Genomic DNA, 15,618 nt, shown 5'->3' on the forward strand with positions numbered 1-15,618 from the left:
TGGGTGGAAACCGGCCGCCGACGGGCGGCGGCGCGCGCCGCGGGAGGGGGCGGCGGACGCCGACTGATTATGCTTTCCTGTTGTTACAGTCTAGTTCAGAGTGCAAACATCAACATTGGAACTTTCCCGCGCGTCCTAACGCGGCGCGGGCGCGCAGGGCAGACGGCCGCTGCGGATGGCGGCGTCGAATTGCGCGTAGTCGCGCTCCACCTGGTCGGCGTAAGCCATGGCGTAGTCTGCCAGCGCTTGGTCGAGGCGGTCGGACTGGCCCAGATAGCCGGCGATCTCGGCCGCGCAGCCCCCGGACTTGGCGTGGGCGCGCGCCAGCGTCCAGGCGCAGGCCTGGCCGTAGCTGGCCAGCTCCTCGGCATTGGAGAAGGTTTCCAGCGCCGGCGCGGCCTTCATGTCGCGCAGCTGGCGTACGTAGAAGTGGCGGCCGTCCGCGCTATGGGTCCAGCCCAGGAACAGGTCGCTGGCGGCCTGCATCAGCCGCTGGCCGAACACCACGCGCTTGCCCTGGTTGCCGTGGACGCAGCGCTGGGTGTACGGCTCCAGCACGGAAGGGCGCGCCTCCTTCAGCTGCAGGAACAGCGGCTGGTCGTAGTCGTCCTGCAGCAGCAAGACCAGGCAACGGGTGCCGACGCTGCCGACGCCCACCACCTTGAACGCCGCGTCCACCAGGCGGAAGCGTTGCAGCAGTTCGCGGCGGTCTTCCTTCAGCGTGGCGATGTAGTGGTCCAGCATGTCCTGCGCCTTGGCCAGGCTGTCGTCGCCCAGCCAGTCGTCGCAGGCCGCCAGCGGGCTGTCGCGGCTGTCCAGGTGGAAGATCACCGGCGGATTGTCGCGCAGGCGCAGCGCGCCGTCTTCGCTCTCCGTCATCTTGGGCAGCAGCCGCTCCTGGGTTTGGCCGCGCGCCTTGTCCGCTACTTTTTGCAACTGCTGGCGCATGGCCTCGCCCGCAGCCTGGGACAGCAGCTGATCGAAATCGACACGGCAATACCACAGCGCCAACTGGCTCATCTGCGAGAAATCACGCAGGCGGCGACGATAAGTGCCTGCCAGGCGCAAGACGGTGTCGCGCGCCGCGGCCTCGCCGAAGCCGCGGCCGCGGCAGGCCAGCGCCAGGCTGACCGCCAGCCGCTTGAGATCCCACTCCCAGGGGCCGGGATGGGTTTCGTCGAAATCGTTGATGTCGAAGACCAGCTGCCGCTCGGGCGAGGCGAAGAAGCCGTAGTTCATCAAGTGGGCGTCGCCGCAGATCTGCAGGCGGATGCCGCTGTTTGGGGCGGCGGCCAGGTCGGCGGCCTGCAGCATGGCGGTGCCGCGAAAAAACGTGAAAGGGGAGACGCGCATGCGGGCGTAGCGCAAGGGCGCCAGCGCCGGCACGCGGCCCTCTGAGGTGGACTCGACCATGGCGATCACGTCGCGTTGCGGCGCCAGGGCGCACTCGGCTTGGCGGGCGCGGGGACATGACTGGCGGCGCGCCTTGCCTGCGGCGTAGTGCTGCTCGTACTTGAGGTGATGAACGGTGGCCATGGGTGGACTCGGGGCGGGGCGAAGACGGTTAGTGTAACCGCAGACGCGGCGGGCTGACGCGCCGACATCCATTAGCCTTACCCACAGCTTGTTCAAAGTTTATCCACATTATGCACAGGACGCTGTGGATGGCATGGCTTGCGCACAGCGTGACGCGGCTTTATGCACAGGTTTATCCCAACTTGTTCAGTTTGCGCACAGACTGTGGCGAATTGGGAAAGTTATTCACAGCGGTTTGGCGCCGCACTGGCGCAGCAGGCGTTTCCAGGCCGGGCTCAAGGGCAGGCCGTTCAGTTCCAGCTGCAGCTTGCTGCCCTCGCCTTGCGGCAAGATATCCACCGCCGTGCCGGAGGCGTCGCTGACCGGATTGCGCATGCGCAGGCTGCGGCTGCCGTCGCTGGCGTCGTGGCGTTCGATGAAGTCGGCGGGAATGTGCAGCTTGGCCAAGCCTTGCTGCAGGCAGTCGGCGACGGCATCTGGCGCATGCTTGGCGGTGAAGCCGGGATCGGCGGCTGCCAGCCGCGGCAGCAAGGCGGCCAGGATCAATAGGCCGGACAGGGAGAGGGGGCGGAGCTTGGACATCGGGCGCGGCAGGGTTTCGTAGTGGACCATGCCGTTTGGTGCGCTGGCCGCCGCCCGCGGTTCCGGCCGCGGCGGCGGCAAGTGTTAAGCGATGTTACGCGAAGCGCTCGCCGGCCTGGCAGCGGCGCAGGAAGGCCAGCATGTCGGCGACGCGGGTGTCGCCCTCGGCCGGGGCCCAGGCGGCCAGGTCGGCCTGCGGGATGGGCTGGTAAGGGCCGCGCTTGACTTCGAACACCACGGTGCCCGGCTGCAGCGACACTACCGAATGCCAGGTATGGGCCGGCATTTCGAACACGCGGGCGCCGCCTTCGCCCAGGCGATGGCGCGCGGCGACGGTGAGGCCGTCGTCTTCGAACGCTATCCAGTCCAGCGCGCCGCTCAGCACGATCAGCAGTTCCGGGCTGCCCGGATGGCGGTGCGGACGGACATAGGTGTCCGGCTCCATGGCGATGGCCAGGCGCTGGATATCGTCTTCCAGCTGTTCGTGCAGATTGTGGTGGGCGCGCAGGCGCGGCGCGGCGGCGGCTTTGGCGGACAGGTCGGCGAGATCCGATTGGGTCAGGAGCTTCATGGGACGATGTTTTAGTAAGTACAAACCATGATTATGACCCGAAAAACGATGAGTGTGGAGTTGTGCGGAATTGTATCAATCGATGTGGGCTATTTTTGCAAAATTGGCAAAACTGTTTCGGATTTGGACTGGCTTCTAAATGTAAATACCAGTTAATACAATCCAGTCTCCAACACATATGGATGACGGGGTAGTCATGAGCGAAGAAAAGAACGTATTGCTGACTGGGGCGACCGGATTCATTGGCGCTCATTTGCTGAATGAACTGGTTAGCTCTAGCAATGTCGGAACTATCTACGTGGTTTGCCGGAAAATAGATCGGTCCATGCCCAGGCAGCGCATACTGGATGCCTTTAAGAAATTCTCCATCTATGCCAATGCAGACTTGGCGGAGATTGACAAAATCAAAATGATCGACGGGGACATCACCCAGAAAAATCTGGGATTGTGCGTCGAAGACTATCAGGAATTATGCGAAAACGTGGATGTAATCCATCATATCGCCGCTCGTGTCAATCACATTCGTCCATATGATGTTTTGAAGGGCGCCAACGTGGATAGCGTTGCCGATCTTCTGGAAATGGCCCGGACGGGTCGAAGCAAAGTCGTGAATTTTGTTTCGACGCTGGGCTCGGCTGTTCGCGTGGATGCGGATGGAAAGTATGTCGAAGACTTTCCGGAGGATGAGCGCCTCAACTCGGATATGGGCTATCTGTTATCCAAGTGGGAAGCTGAGAAGCTCGTGGGTGATTTTCACCGATCCGGAGGAAAGGGGAATATATTCCGCCTAGGTTATATTTCCGGCCATAGCCAGACTGGAGCGGCGTTGTTCAGCGATAACCAGTTCATGCTGTTCATTAAGAGTTGCGTTCAGTTGGGTTATGCGCCGGAATTGAATCGTCTGATCAATTTCACGCCAGTTGACTTTACCGCCCAGATTATGAATTTGCCCCGTTATATGACCGAGGGTGGCCATGTTGTCAACCTGTTCAATTACACGGAATTGATTTCTTGGGAGGAGATCGTTGCGTGGTTGAATAATCGTGGTTACCAGATCAAGACGCTTGAATTCTACGAATGGCAGAAGAAGCTGCTGGCAGATGGGGGAAATAATGCGCTGTATCGTTTCTTCCCCTTGTATGGCACTGAGGGCGCACATGAAAAGATCCTGCGCTTTGGCCGGGAAATCCAGAAATTCCGCACGGAGAAGATCGAGGAGGCGGCCCAGTCCCATGATGTTTATCCTCCGAAACTGAAATTCGAGTTACTGGATCGGTATCTGTGCTATCTGCAGTTGCAAGAGTTCTTGCCCTTGCCATCGGGTACCGCGGATTCGGTTCCTCTCCAGGTATGGACCGAAATCGCAATGACTTGATTGCCGGACCCATCGGAACGGGCATGCGCGCATGCTCCGTTTCACCACGTCAAAATAACCGGAGTGTTCATGCGTTCACGGACATTGTTTCTATTTGCCGGAATCTGTGCTTTCTCTGTCGCCAACATCTATTACAACCAACCCTTGCTAGTGCTGTTCGCGCAGACGTTCGGGACCGATGTCGGCCAGGCTAGCTCTATTGCGATGACCGTGCAGTTGGCTTATGCGGCGGGTTTGGTGTTGTTTGTGCCTCTGGGGGATTGGGTTAGCCGTCGCAAACTGATGATTTCCCTGCTGTTCATCAATGCAGCTAGTTCCATCTGGGCGGCGACATCTCCCAGCTTGCCCATGCTGATTGCCGCTCATATCGCCATTGGCATGACTTCCGTCGGCGCGCAAATCATCATACCGGCGGTGTCTTTGATGACGTCTCCTGAGCAGCGCGGCCGAGCGGTCGGCACGGTGATGAGCGGCTTGCTGGCCGGCATTCTGTTAGCCAGAACGCTATCCGGCTTGGTGGGCGACTATGCCGGCTGGCGGACGATGTATGTCCTTGCCGCGGCGATCGATTTGGGTTTGATCGTGGTGGTTGCGGCGGCGTTGCCGGCGGGAGGCGGATTGACGCGCTCATCCTATGGCCAATTGCTGCGCTCCTTGGGCCAGCTGTTGGCGACAGAGAGAGAGCTGAGGCTCGCCTGCCTGTGCGGCGCTTTGATGTTCGGCGCCTTCAGCGCGTTGTGGGGTGCATTGGCCTATCTGCTGTCCCGTCCGCCCTATCATTTTCATAGCGATGTTGTCGGTTTGTTCGGCTTGGTCGGCATCGTCGGCATTTTTGCGTCCCCATTCATCGGCCGGTTGTCGGACCGCTTGGGCGCACGAACGGTAGTGTTGCTGGGTGCGATAGCGGCCGCCTGCGCCTTTGCTCTGATTGGAAGCAGCGCACTCCTGTTGCCGGCGCTGTTGCTGGGAATCGTCATTCTGGATTTGGGCGGCCGCGCCGGCTTGGTGGGCAATCAACTGCGCGCGTTGTCCTTGTCTGACAGCGCGCGAAGCCGTCTTAACACGGTGTTCATGGCTTGCTATTTCCTGGGCGGCGCGCTTGGCACGCGAGCCGGGGCCGCGTTGGCCGGCGAGTATGGGTGGAGCGGCATCGCGGCGCTGGGTTTGGCTGCGTCGACTGTCGTGATTGTTTTAAATGCGAATGCCATTGTGGCGCTGCGCGGACGCGGCGCCTGATCTGGAGAGCTTCATGAAAAATGCTTATATCTGCGATGCGGTGCGTACCCCCTTTGGCCGCTACGGCGGTTCTCTGTCTTCCATTCGCGGCGATGAGTTGGCGGCGCTGCCCATCCAGGCATTGCTGGCGCGGAGCCCGCAATTGGATGCGGCTTTGATCGATGATGTGATCTATGGATGCGCCAACCAGGCTGGAGAGGACAACCGGAACGTGGCGCGCATGGCGGCCCTGTTGGCGGGATTGCCGGAGGCCGTGCCGGGCACCACAGTCAACCGCTTGTGCGGTTCCAGCCTGGATGCGCTGGCGATGTCGGCTCGTGCCTTGAAAAGTGGCGAAGCGGAGCTGATCGTCGCCGGCGGGGTGGAAAGCATGAGCAGGGCGCCGTATGTGGTGGGCAAGGCGGACAGCGCGTTCTCGCGCTCTCTGAAGATGGAGGACACCACCATGGGGTGGCGTTTCGTCAATCCGAGGATGAAGGCCCTGCATGGTGTGGATACCATGCCGGAAACCGCGGAAAACGTGGCGAAGGAGTTCGGAGTGTCGAGGTCTGACCAGGATGCTTTCGCCTTGCTGAGCCAGCAACGGACGGCGGCGGCTTATGAGCAGGGTTTTTTCGCCGACGAACTGATGGAAGTGCGTATTCCGCAGCGAAAAGGCGAGGACAAGATATTTGCCCAGGACGAACATCCGAGGCAAACCTCGCTGGAGGAGCTGGCACGGCTCAAAGGCGTTGTCAGTCCGGATGGCACGGTGACTGCCGGAAACGCTTCAGGCATCAATGACGGCGCTTGCGCATTGCTGTTGGCGGGCGAGGAGGGGATTCGCCGCCATGGATTGGCGCCGCGGGCCCGCATCTTGTCGGCCGCCGCAGCGGGGGTGGCCCCCCGAGTGATGGGAATGGGGCCGGTGCCGGCGATCAACAAGGCCTTGGCATTGGCGGGATTGGGGCTGGAGCAGATCGACCACATAGAATTGAATGAGGCGTTCGCTGCCCAGGCGCTGGCGGTGCTGCGGGAGTTGCGTCTGGCCGATGACGATAGCCGGGTCAACCCCAATGGCGGGGCTATCGCGCTGGGTCATCCGCTTGGGGCCAGTGGCGCGCGGCTGGTCTCCACCGCCATGTACCATCTGGCGCGGACGGGCGGGCGCTACGCGTTGTGCTCCATGTGCGTGGGTGTGGGGCAGGGTATCGCGATGGTGATTGAGCGGATCTAACCGGAAACAGATAGGCGTCCACTGGTGTGGACATGCTCGAGATGGTTGCTCAGGGCTTGGTGGAAAACCTCCAGCTTGGCCGACATCTTGGGCAGGGCTCGCACCAAGTGGATACCCTCTTCCCTCCCTTCCGGATCATCGAACAATCGAATCAGCGCCCCTGCGGCTAGATCTTGGGCTATCACCCAGTCCGGCAGGAAGGCTGCGCCGAGCCCGCGCAGCGCGGCCTGGCGCATGGCTTCGAAGTCGTCGCAACGGAAAGCGGCCTCAATCTGGTCTATATGGCCTTTTTCCACCAGTCGTCTCCAGCACATGGAGTGAGGATCGTGCAACTTGTCTATCAGCCGGAGCCGGCGCAGGTCTTCGAGATCGGAGGGATAGCCGCGTTGGCGCAGGTAGTCGGGGCTGGCGCAGATCACCCAGCGTTGAGTGCCGATCTGCTTGGCGAATAGCGAGCTGTCCTTGAGCTTGCCGATGCGAATGGCGGCATCCAGTCGCTCTACCGATGGATTGGTCAGCCGTTCGGTGAGATCGAGATCTATGCGCAAGCTGGGATGGCGTTGTTGCAAGTCGGCTAGCCAAGGCAGGACATGCAGCTTGCCGAATGTTGGCAGACAACTGATGCGCAGCGTGCCATACATGCTGTCGCTCAGGGCGATGATCTCGTTATGGATGTCGGTCAAGGTGTCCAGCACGTTGACTCCGCGGGCAAACAGCGCCTCTCCCGCTTCAGTCAGCATCAGCGCTCTGGTGGAGCGAATCAGCAGATTGGTGCCGACGAACTCCTCCAGCATGTCGATTTTGCGGGTGATGGTGGATGGCGTCGCGCCGTGGCGGCGGGCGACCGCTGAAAACGATCCCCCGCGCGCGACTTCGACAAAGATGGCAAGGTGCTCGGCGTACCTAGCGGCATTCATATTGGAAATGTACTCATCGAGAATGAGCTGGTGAGTTTAATTCATTTTGATGCCTTTGGGATTTTTGTATAAAAACCATTTGCCAATTGGATCATGAGCGCACTTGGCCATCACCCAGCACGATCCACTTCTGGCTGGTCAGGCCAGTCAGGCCCACCGGGCCGCGGGCGTGGATTTTGTCGGTGGAGATGCCGATCTCCGCGCCCAGGCCGTATTCGAAGCCGTCGGCGAAGCGGGTGGAGGCGTTGACCATCACGCTGGCGGAATCCACTTCGCGCAGGAAGCGGCGCGCGCGGCCGTAGTCCTCGGTGACGATGGCGTCGGTGTGGTGGCTGCCCCAGTGGTTGATGTGCTCGATGGCCTCGTCCATGTCCTTGACCACCTTGACCGCCAGAATGGGCGCCAGGTATTCGGTGGCCCAGTCTTCTTCGCCGGCGGCCACCACCTTGTCGCCCAGGATGATGCGGGTGCGCTCGCAGCCGCGCAGTTCCACGCCCTTTTCCCAATAGGCCTCGGCCAGGCGCGGCAGGATGAATTCGGCGAAGGCCGCGTGCACCAGCAGCGTTTCCATGGTGTTGCAGGTGCCGTAGCGATGGGTTTTGGCGTTCAGCGCGATGTCGAAGGCTTTGTCCGGGTTGGCGGTGTCGTCGATGTAGACGTGGCAGTTGCCGTCCAGGTGCTTGATCACCGGCACGCGGGCTTCGGCGCTGATGCGCGCGATCAGGCCCTTGCCGCCGCGCGGCACGATCACGTCCACGTATTCCGGCATGGCGATCAACTCGCCCACCGCGGCGCGGTCGGTGGTTTCCAGCACCTGCACCGCTTCCGGCGGCAGGCCGGCCACGCGCAGGCCCTCGTGCACGCAGGCGGCGATGGCCTGGTTGCTGTGGAAGGCTTCGGAGCCGCCGCGCAGGATGGTGGCGTTGCCGGATTTCAGGCACAGGCCGGCGGCGTCGGCGGTGACGTTGGGCCGGGCCTCGTAGATGATGCCCACCACGCCCAGCGGCACCCGCATCTTGCCCAGCTGAATGCCGGACGGGCGGTAGCTCATCTCGCTGACCTCGCCCACCGGGTCGGCCAGCGCGGCGATCTGGCGCAGGCCGTCGGCCATGGCCAGCACGCCCTTGGCGCTGAGGGTCAGCCGGTCCAGCATCGCGTCTTCCAGGCCGGCCGCGCGCGCGGCGTCCAGGTCGGCCTGGTTGGCGGCCAGCAGCTTGTCCTGCTCGCGGATGATGGCGTCGGCAATGGCCATCAGCGCGGCGTTCTTCTGCTGAGTGTCGGCGCGGGCCAGCAGCCGCGACGCCTTGCGCGCGGCCTTGCCCAGTTGCTGCATGTATTGTTTGACGTTCATGACGGATGGCCCTGGTTTCTGTCGATTTATGGATTGTTTGCAGCTTAAACCAAAGCCGGGCCAGGGGCCAAGCGGGGCCTGCCCGTCAATTGGCTATTGTCAGGCAGGCGGCGCGCAGGACTCAGGCCAGGCGCATGGCCTGGCGGTAGCCCTGCGGCGAAAAGCGCCAGGCTGCCAGCAGCAACAGCGCCACCGCCGCCGCCAGCGCCAGCCAGGCCAGCTGGAAGCTGGACGTGAGGTCGCGCAGCCAGCCGGCGAAGAAGGGCGCGCAGGCGGCGATCAGATAGCCCACGCCTTGGACGAAGGCGGTGAGCCGGCCGGCGGCGTGGCCGTCGTCGAGATGGGACAGCGTCAGAATCATGCTCAGCGGGAACAGCCCGCCCACGCCCAACCCCAGCAGCCCCACCCACAACAGCATGGCGCCGCCGGGCAAGGCCACCATGCCCAGCAGGCCGGCCAGCGTGGCCAGCAGCGTCAGCGCCAGCCAGCCGCGCAAATCGGCGCTGCGCGCGGACAAGGCGGGCAGGGTCAGGCCGGCCAATACCTCCATGCCGGTCATGTAGCTGAGCATCAGCCCGCCCTGCTGGCCGCTCCAGCCCTGCGACACGAAGAAAGGCGGCAGCCAGGCCAGCGAGCAGGTGTAGACGGCGGTGCCCAGGCCGAAGAAGACGGCGAGCAACCAGGCGCGCGGCAGGCGGGCGAAGCCATCGTTTTGCGCAGCGGCGCCAGTTTGATGCGAAGCGTCAGGCGCATGCCGCCACCACAGCGCGCAGGCCAGGGCGGCGGGCAGGGCCCAGACCGCCAGCCCCCAATGCCATTGGCCGCTGGCCTGGGCCAGCCAGGGCGCGCCGGCGGCGGCCAGCGAGGCGCCGCCCATGATGGCGGTGACGTAGAGGCCCATCAACAGGGAGACGCGCTCCGGGAAATGGCGTTTGATCAGGCCCGGCAGCAGGGCCTGGGCCAGCGCGATGCCGCAGCCGGCCAGCACGGCGGTGGCCAACAGCGACGGATAGCCCGGCGGCGATAGCCGCAGCGCGCAGGACAGCAGGATCAGCAGCAGCGCCAGCAATACGCCGCGCCGCGCGCCCAACCAGGCTTCCAGCCGGCTGCCGGCGAAGGCGCCCGCGCCCATGGCGGCGATAGGCAGCGTGGTGAGCAGGGCGGCGTCGCTGAAGCGGATGCCGGTGGCCTGGCGAATCGGCTCCAGCAGCGGGCCGATGGCGGCCAGGCCGGGGCGCAGATTGAGGCCGACCAGGATGATGGCGCAGCTTAGGCCGAGAGAGGAGCGAGAGGGCTTGGAAGGCATGGTGTTCTCCGCGTCAGTGTTGTCGCAAAAAAGCGAGCAGGGCGGCGTTGAAGATGTCGGCGCTGTCCACATTGGCCACATGGGCCGCGCCAGGCAGCGTTTCAAAGCGCGCGCCGGGCACTTGAGCCGCCATCCATTGGCCCAGCGCCGGCGGCGACACCTCGTCGCACTCCCCGGCCAAATACAGCGCGGGCGCGGCGATGGCGGCTAAGCGGCCGGCCAGATGATAGTCGGCCAACCCTTCGCACACCCAGGCTTGCGACTCGCCGTGGGCCTGCGCCACCTGCGCATGCCATTGCCAGTACAGCGTTTGTCCGGCCGGGCTGGCGCGGAAGGCGGCGTTGAGGTTGCGCGGCCAGCTTTGCTCCAGTCGCTTCAACGGCCCATCCGGCTCGCGCAAGGTTTGCGTCCAGGCGGCCAGCATCTGTTTGGCTTCGTCCGAGGCGGTGGAGGGGAAGCTGCAGGCCACGGTCAGGCTGCGGACGCGAGCCGGCGCGTCCAGCGCCAGTTGTTGCGCCGCCATGCCGCCCAGGGACAGGCCGACGATGTGCGCTTGAGCCAGCTGCAGGTGGTCCAGCAGCGCGACGCAGTCGGCGGCGAGGCGGGGGACGCCAAGCGGGGCGCTGAGCCTGGCCGACGCGCCGTGGCCGGCGAAGTCCGGCGCGATCACGCGGTAGCCGGCCGAACTCAGCGCCTCCAGCTGAGGCAACCAGGCGCGGCCGCTGTTGCAGACACCGTGCAGCAACAATACGGCCGGGCCGCTGCCGTGGTCCAAGTAGTAAAGCCGTCGATTCTGGTGGATGTAGTAAGCCATCGCGGTCTCCAAGTGTCTGGCGTCGGGCAAGCCGGGGGCGGCTGGCGCCGGCGGCGTCAGGGGCGGGAAAGCGGGAAAGGGGCGGGGCTTAGCCGGACGACTCGCCCGGGAAGCCCGATAGCCAGCGTTTGAGCAGGCCGGCCAATTGGGCGCGCTGCTCCGGCGCCAGCGGCGCGAGAGCGTCCTCCATGGCCGCGACATGGCCTTCCAGCGCGCGGTCTATCAGTTCGCGGCCGGCGGGGGTCAGATGGATGCGCAGCGCGCGGCGGTCGTCGGGATTGGGCTGGCGCGCCACCCAGCCCGCGGCCTCCAGCCGGTCCAGCCGCTTGCTGACGGCGCCGGAGGTGAGCAACAGGCTGGTGTAGAGATCGGTGGGGCAGAGGCCGTCGGCGCCGCCGGCGCGACGCAGCGTGGCCAGCACGTCGAATTCGCCGTCCTTCAGGCCGAAGGCGGAGAAATTCTCGGCCAGACGGTTTTGCAGATGGATGAGCAGGCGGCCCAGCCGGCCGACTACCGCCATGGCGGAACAGTCGACATCGGGGCGGGCCTGCCGCCATTGCTCAAGAATGATATCTAGCTTGTCCATGAATTCATCATGGCACACAATTATCTTCCGTGGAAGTTATTTCCATGGAAGATAATTTTTAGCGTGGCTCCGGCTGCATCTTGGCCAGTTCGGCGGCGCGCTCGGCGGTGCTGCGCAGCATGCAGTCGGCGCCGACGATGGCCTCGGAAGTGCCGCCGTCCGGGTCGACGTAAGCCTGGCAATTGGCCGCGCGGTATTGCAGCCACAGGCGTTGCGCGGCCTGCAGGCGCGGTTTGCGCTTGGCGGATAGTTGATCCATCAGCTTTTGGTAGTTGCCGTTGAGCAGCTTGTCCTGCTTGGCGTGCTCCGCGGCGATGCAGTCCAGCATGGAGGCGGTGGAGGCGGCCTGATCCATGCATTGGTCGTAGTCGCGGCTGTACAGCGCGGCCTCGTCGCCGCAGGCAATGGCGGCGGCGGACAGCAGGCCGAGCAGGGCGGCGGCTAGGGAGAGGCGAGTGGTCATGAGGAAAACCCGTGAATGCGAAAACGCCCCCGTCGGACGGGGGCGTTGAACTATAACATGGCGCGGACCGCGATCAGAGCGCCAGCGCGCCGGTCAAATCGCCCGGCGGCTGGGCGCCGCGTTCGCGGAAGGCCTGATTGCGCAGCTTGACGCCTTCCAGCTCCGGCAGGCCGTGCAGACGGCTGATGAAGCGGATGATGGAGGTGGTGTCGTAGAAGGTGTGGTCGACATGGCCCTTCTTGGCGAACGGCGAGACGACGATGGCCGGGATGCGGCTGCCCGGGCCCCAGCGGTCGCCCTTGGGCGGCGCCACGTGGTCCCACCAGCCGCCGTTTTCGTCGTGGGTGATGATGACCACCATATTCTTCCACTGCGGGCCGCTCATCAGGTGTTGCAGCACATTGGCCACGTGGCGGTCGCCGCTCTCCACGTCGGAATAGCCGGCGTGCATGTTGAGGTTGCCCTGCGGCTTGTAGAAGGTCACCGCCGGCAGCTTGCCGGCCACCGCGTCGGCGATGAAACGGTTGCTGATCGGGCTGTCGCCCAGGCCGCCGTCGCGCAGGTGCTTCTCGCGGGCGGGGGCGCCGGGCGCGAACTGCTTGAAGTAGTTGAACGGCTGGTGGTGGTACTGGAAGTTGGGGATGTCCGGACCGCCGCGGCCTTCCAGCGCCGCTTGCCAGCCGCCGGCGTACCAGGCCCAGCTGACGCCCTTGCGCGACAACAGGTCGCCGATGGTGTCATAGGTTTGCGGCGGCAGGGTGCCGGCGTCGGCCGGATCGGCGTAGCGCGGGTCGCCGCCTTCGGCCGGCTTGATGTAGCTGGGCTGGAACGGCGGGGCCATGGTGTTGACCGCGTAGCCGTCCGGCGTGATGGCGCCGTTGTTGACGAACTGCGGCGGGCCGTCCATCGCGGAGCTCGGCGCTTTCACCTTCAGCTTGTAGCCTTGCGGGCCGTCTTCCAGCACCGCGATTTTCTTGGCCGCCGCGGTGTCCTTGGCGTGGAAGTATTCCGGCGTGCGGCCGGAGATCAGGAACTGGTGGTTCAGGTAGGAGCCGCCGAAGGCCGCCATGAAGAAGTTGTCGCACAGCGTGTAGTGACGCGCGATCTGCCACTGGTTCAGGTTCTTCGCCGTTTCGCTGTAATAGCCCATCACCAGCGCGCCGGAGTCGGCCCAGGCGACGAACTGGTCGTTTTTGCCGCCGTTGATCTGCATCTGGTTTTGGTAGAACAGATGCCACAGGTCGCGCGTGATCACGCCTTCCGGCAGCGGCTGGCCCTCGGCGTCCTTCAGCGGGAAGGGGCCGTTGGGCAGGTTTTGGATCTTGTTTTCGTCTATCAGGTAATACTTGCCGCCCACGGTTTGGCCGCGCTGCACCAGGCCGCCCCAGATCTTGGGCAGATTGTTCAGCTTGGAGCCGTCGCGGTCCCGCTGGACACAGGCCTCGGCCGGGACTTGGGACAGCGGATATTTGACGCCGGGGAAGTTGCCATAGAGGTTGTTGAAGCTGCGGTTTTCCAGGTAGATCACCACCACGTTTTTCACGTGGTGGCGCAGCTTGGCGTCCAGCGGGCCGTGAGCGGCGGCTTCGGCGGCCTCGCTGGCGACGGCGGGCAGCACGGAGGCGGCGCCGATGGCGGCCAGGCCTTCAAACAGGCGGCGGCGCGACGGATCTTGTGGCTGGGTTTCGGGAGCAGGTTGCTGCGGGTCGTGTTCCGACATGGGGCGGTCCTCTATCCATTGCGAGTGGGATGGGAAAGTGCCGCCACTTTACTCCGCTTCGATGAAGATATGAAGGCGTAGAGGCCTATGGCATGGGATTCAGCCGCGGCGCTGGTGGGCGATCAAGCGCGCCAGCGCGCGCCTCACTTCCGGGTGGCTGATGCTGTCGGCGGCCTGCTCCATGCCGTCGAGCGCGTTTTCGCTGATGGCCAGCGTCTTCGGCTTCTTGGGGCGGACGATCTGCAAGGCCACCTTGACCCGCACCTTGGTGGCGATGTAGCCCTGCTGCGCCAGCTGCGGCAGCAGGCCGGGCGCGCTCATGCGCAGCCGCGCGGCCACGATGCCGTTGTCGGCGTGGATCACCAGCTCGTCGTCGCGGATGCGCACGGCGCGGCAGGCCTCGGCCATGGCCGGCGGAATCAGCTTCTTGAAGGCGCGGTCCAGCGCCATCAGCTCGCGCGCGGCGGCGGTGAGGCGGGCCAGGGTCTGATCCTGGCGGGCGATGTCGTTGAGCGGGCGTCCGGACATGGGAGGGAGAGTCAGCGGTGAATGAGGCATTGTAGCACCGCGCGGGCGGCGCCATGAAAACGGGCGCCGCTGCGGGCGCCCGTCGGTCGGGTGTGGCGTGGCTTATTGGCCGCCTTCCACGTCTTCCAGGCTGAAGGTCTCGGTGTGGTCGTTGTAGGAGAAAATCTCCGCGTAGCGGCCCCAGCTGATCACCGTGTCCAGCGTTTCCTCGGCGGCCTGGTCGGACAGGGAGTCTTCCAGCTCCTGGGCGAAGCGCAGCCGCGGCGCGCGCTGGCCGGGGCGCTCCTGCAGCACCTTGCGGATGTGGGCGGCCATCGGCACGTGGCGCAGCAGGTGTTCGGCGAACAGCACCTTGCGCTCCTGGGTGCCGTAGTCGGCGAACAGCTTGCCGGCATTGGTCAGCAGGATGTCGCCGTCCTTCAGTTCGACGAAGCCCAGGTGTTCCAGGATTTCCGCCACCGGGAACAGATCGTCCACCTCCAGCCGCAGCTTCTCGGCGATTTCCGGCATGTCGGCCTTGCCGAAGTACGGTTCCTGCGCCACTTCCTCGATCAGGCCGGCCATCAGGTTGGTGGACACCTCGGGCAGCTGGCTGCCGATTTCCAGCGGCAGCTTGTGCAGGGTGTGGGCGCTGCGGCGCGCGGTCATCAGCGCGTAGATGTCGTCCACCATCTTGCGGAAGGCCGGGTCCAGCCGGTTGCGGCGGTGCGGGAAGGGCACCTTGATCTCGGCCACCACGCGGCCGGGATTGGACGACAGCACCAGGATGCGGTCGCACATGAACACCGCTTCCTCGATATTGTGGGTGACGATCAGCACGGACTTGATCGGCAGCTGGCCCTGGCTCCACAGGTCCAGCATGTCGGTGCGCAAGGTCTCGGCGGTCAGCACGTCCAGCGCCGAGAACGGCTCGTCCATCAGCAACAGGGTGGGGTTGACCACCAGGCCGCGGGCGAAGCCCACGCGCTGGCGCATGCCGCCGGACAGTTCGCGCGGGTAGGCGTTTTCAAAGCCGTCCAGGCCGATGAGGTCGATGGCGGCCAGCGCGCGGCGGCGGCGCTCCTTGGCGTCCACGCCCAATGCTTCCAGGCCGGCCTCCACGTTTTGCAGCACGGTCAGCCACGGAAACAGGGCGAAAGTCTGGAACACCATGGACACGCCTTCGGCCGGTCCCTTCAGCGGCTTGCCCAGATAATTGACCTCGCCGCTGCTTTGCTGGATCAGGCCGGCGATGATGCGCAACAGCGTGGATTTGCCGGAGCCGGAGCGGCCCAAGAGGCCGACGATCTCGCCCTCGCGCAGCGTCAGGTTGACGTCGTCCAGCACCTGGATTTCGTCGCTGCCCTTGGAGAAGCCGCGGCAGACGTTTTTCAGCTTGAAGATTTCTTGACCCAAGGCGGTATGGTTAGTCGTCATG

Annotated in this window: 15 protein-coding genes; 3 read left to right on the forward strand and 12 right to left on the reverse strand. The window is 64.5% G+C overall.

What is annotated here, in order from left to right; translation table 11 throughout:
* Window positions 1-135: 135 nt before the first annotated feature.
* From FYK34_RS18780 to FYK34_RS18790, 3 genes are all read right to left on the reverse strand, one after another.
* Window positions 136-1,536 carry a DUF2252 domain-containing protein gene (locus FYK34_RS18780; protein ID WP_149299161.1) on the reverse strand — a complete coding sequence of 467 codons (1,401 nt, stop codon included), beginning with the start codon at window positions 1,534-1,536 and terminating at the stop codon, window positions 136-138.
* A 225-nt stretch (window positions 1,537-1,761) separates the two neighbouring features.
* A complete protein-coding gene (locus tag FYK34_RS18785; RefSeq protein ID WP_149299163.1) occupies window positions 1,762-2,148 on the reverse strand; it encodes a hypothetical protein in 387 nt (128 codons plus the stop codon).
* A gap of 64 nt (window positions 2,149-2,212) precedes the next feature.
* Window positions 2,213-2,689, reverse strand: a complete 477-nt coding sequence (locus FYK34_RS18790; protein WP_149299165.1) for a WbuC family cupin fold metalloprotein — start codon at window positions 2,687-2,689, stop codon at window positions 2,213-2,215.
* A 196-nt stretch (window positions 2,690-2,885) separates the two neighbouring features.
* Between FYK34_RS18790 and FYK34_RS18795 the strand changes: the two genes are divergently transcribed.
* From FYK34_RS18795 to pcaF, 3 genes are all read left to right on the forward strand, one after another.
* Complete coding sequence (locus tag FYK34_RS18795) at window positions 2,886-4,064, forward strand: thioester reductase domain-containing protein (RefSeq protein WP_231137314.1); 1,179 nt, start codon at window positions 2,886-2,888, stop codon at window positions 4,062-4,064.
* A gap of 69 nt (window positions 4,065-4,133) precedes the next feature.
* The gene (locus FYK34_RS18800) at window positions 4,134-5,300 is read left to right on the forward strand and encodes an MFS transporter (RefSeq protein ID WP_149299169.1); all 1,167 of its coding nucleotides are present in this window, start codon (window positions 4,134-4,136) and stop codon (window positions 5,298-5,300) included.
* Between the two features lie 13 nt (window positions 5,301-5,313).
* Window positions 5,314-6,516 (forward strand): 3-oxoadipyl-CoA thiolase, encoded by a 1,203-nt coding sequence (gene pcaF / locus FYK34_RS18805; protein ID WP_149299171.1) that lies wholly within the window; start codon window positions 5,314-5,316, stop codon window positions 6,514-6,516.
* Here pcaF and FYK34_RS18810 read toward each other — a convergent pair.
* From FYK34_RS18810 to FYK34_RS18850, 9 genes are all read right to left on the reverse strand, one after another.
* On the reverse strand, window positions 6,513-7,433 hold the full coding sequence (locus FYK34_RS18810; RefSeq protein WP_149299173.1) for a LysR family transcriptional regulator: 921 nt from the start codon (window positions 7,431-7,433) through the stop codon (window positions 6,513-6,515). The two genes, pcaF and FYK34_RS18810, sit on opposite strands and share 4 nt — an antisense overlap.
* A 91-nt stretch (window positions 7,434-7,524) precedes the next feature.
* Complete coding sequence (locus FYK34_RS18815; protein WP_149299175.1) at window positions 7,525-8,784, reverse strand: glutamate-5-semialdehyde dehydrogenase; 1,260 nt, start codon at window positions 8,782-8,784, stop codon at window positions 7,525-7,527.
* A 121-nt stretch (window positions 8,785-8,905) separates the two neighbouring features.
* Entirely contained in the window at window positions 8,906-10,090 is a 1,185-nt protein-coding gene (locus FYK34_RS18820; protein ID WP_149299177.1) for a cyanate transporter, read from the reverse strand.
* A gap of 13 nt (window positions 10,091-10,103) precedes the next feature.
* Entirely contained in the window at window positions 10,104-10,904 is an 801-nt protein-coding gene (locus FYK34_RS18825; protein WP_149299180.1) for an alpha/beta fold hydrolase, read from the reverse strand.
* A gap of 88 nt (window positions 10,905-10,992) precedes the next feature.
* On the reverse strand, window positions 10,993-11,490 hold the full coding sequence (locus FYK34_RS18830; RefSeq protein WP_149299182.1) for a MarR family winged helix-turn-helix transcriptional regulator: 498 nt from the start codon (window positions 11,488-11,490) through the stop codon (window positions 10,993-10,995).
* 58 nt (window positions 11,491-11,548) lie between these two features.
* The gene (locus tag FYK34_RS18835; protein ID WP_149299184.1) at window positions 11,549-11,953 is read right to left on the reverse strand and encodes a lysozyme inhibitor LprI family protein; all 405 of its coding nucleotides are present in this window, start codon (window positions 11,951-11,953) and stop codon (window positions 11,549-11,551) included.
* A 73-nt stretch (window positions 11,954-12,026) separates the two neighbouring features.
* Complete coding sequence (locus tag FYK34_RS18840; protein WP_149299186.1) at window positions 12,027-13,673, reverse strand: acid phosphatase; 1,647 nt, start codon at window positions 13,671-13,673, stop codon at window positions 12,027-12,029.
* A 99-nt stretch (window positions 13,674-13,772) separates the two neighbouring features.
* Window positions 13,773-14,201, reverse strand: coding sequence for a DUF721 domain-containing protein (locus tag FYK34_RS18845; RefSeq protein ID WP_149299188.1), 429 nt, complete (start codon window positions 14,199-14,201; stop codon window positions 13,773-13,775).
* A 102-nt stretch (window positions 14,202-14,303) separates the two neighbouring features.
* Window positions 14,304-15,617, reverse strand: coding sequence for an ABC transporter ATP-binding protein (locus FYK34_RS18850; protein WP_149299190.1), 1,314 nt, complete (start codon window positions 15,615-15,617; stop codon window positions 14,304-14,306).
* Window position 15,618: the final 1 nt, after the last annotated feature.

Source organism: Chromobacterium paludis (assembly GCF_008275125.1).
Classification (GTDB): Bacteria; Pseudomonadota; Gammaproteobacteria; order Burkholderiales; family Chromobacteriaceae; genus Chromobacterium; species Chromobacterium paludis.

Bases quoted from the DNA above. Each gene is read 5' to 3' on its own strand.
- FYK34_RS18780 (WP_149299161.1), bottom strand. From the start codon at position 1,536: ATGGCCACCGTTCATCACCTCAAGTACGAGCAGCACTACGCCGCAGGC.
- FYK34_RS18785 (WP_149299163.1), bottom strand. From the start codon at position 2,148: ATGGTCCACTACGAAACCCTGCCGCGCCCGATGTCCAAGCTCCGCCCC.
- FYK34_RS18790 (WP_149299165.1), bottom strand. From the start codon at position 2,689: ATGAAGCTCCTGACCCAATCGGATCTCGCCGACCTGTCCGCCAAAGCC.
- FYK34_RS18795 (WP_231137314.1), top strand. From the start codon at position 2,886: ATGAGCGAAGAAAAGAACGTATTGCTGACTGGGGCGACCGGATTCATT.
- FYK34_RS18800 (WP_149299169.1), top strand. From the start codon at position 4,134: ATGCGTTCACGGACATTGTTTCTATTTGCCGGAATCTGTGCTTTCTCT.
- pcaF (WP_149299171.1), top strand. From the start codon at position 5,314: ATGAAAAATGCTTATATCTGCGATGCGGTGCGTACCCCCTTTGGCCGC.
- FYK34_RS18810 (WP_149299173.1), bottom strand. From the start codon at position 7,433: ATGAATGCCGCTAGGTACGCCGAGCACCTTGCCATCTTTGTCGAAGTC.
- FYK34_RS18815 (WP_149299175.1), bottom strand. From the start codon at position 8,784: ATGAACGTCAAACAATACATGCAGCAACTGGGCAAGGCCGCGCGCAAG.
- FYK34_RS18820 (WP_149299177.1), bottom strand. From the start codon at position 10,090: ATGCCTTCCAAGCCCTCTCGCTCCTCTCTCGGCCTAAGCTGCGCCATC.
- FYK34_RS18825 (WP_149299180.1), bottom strand. From the start codon at position 10,904: ATGGCTTACTACATCCACCAGAATCGACGGCTTTACTACTTGGACCAC.
- FYK34_RS18830 (WP_149299182.1), bottom strand. From the start codon at position 11,490: ATGGACAAGCTAGATATCATTCTTGAGCAATGGCGGCAGGCCCGCCCC.
- FYK34_RS18835 (WP_149299184.1), bottom strand. From the start codon at position 11,953: ATGACCACTCGCCTCTCCCTAGCCGCCGCCCTGCTCGGCCTGCTGTCC.
- FYK34_RS18840 (WP_149299186.1), bottom strand. From the start codon at position 13,673: ATGTCGGAACACGACCCGCAGCAACCTGCTCCCGAAACCCAGCCACAA.
- FYK34_RS18845 (WP_149299188.1), bottom strand. From the start codon at position 14,201: ATGTCCGGACGCCCGCTCAACGACATCGCCCGCCAGGATCAGACCCTG.
- FYK34_RS18850 (WP_149299190.1), bottom strand. From the start codon at position 15,617: ATGACGACTAACCATACCGCCTTGGGTCAAGAAATCTTCAAGCTGAAA.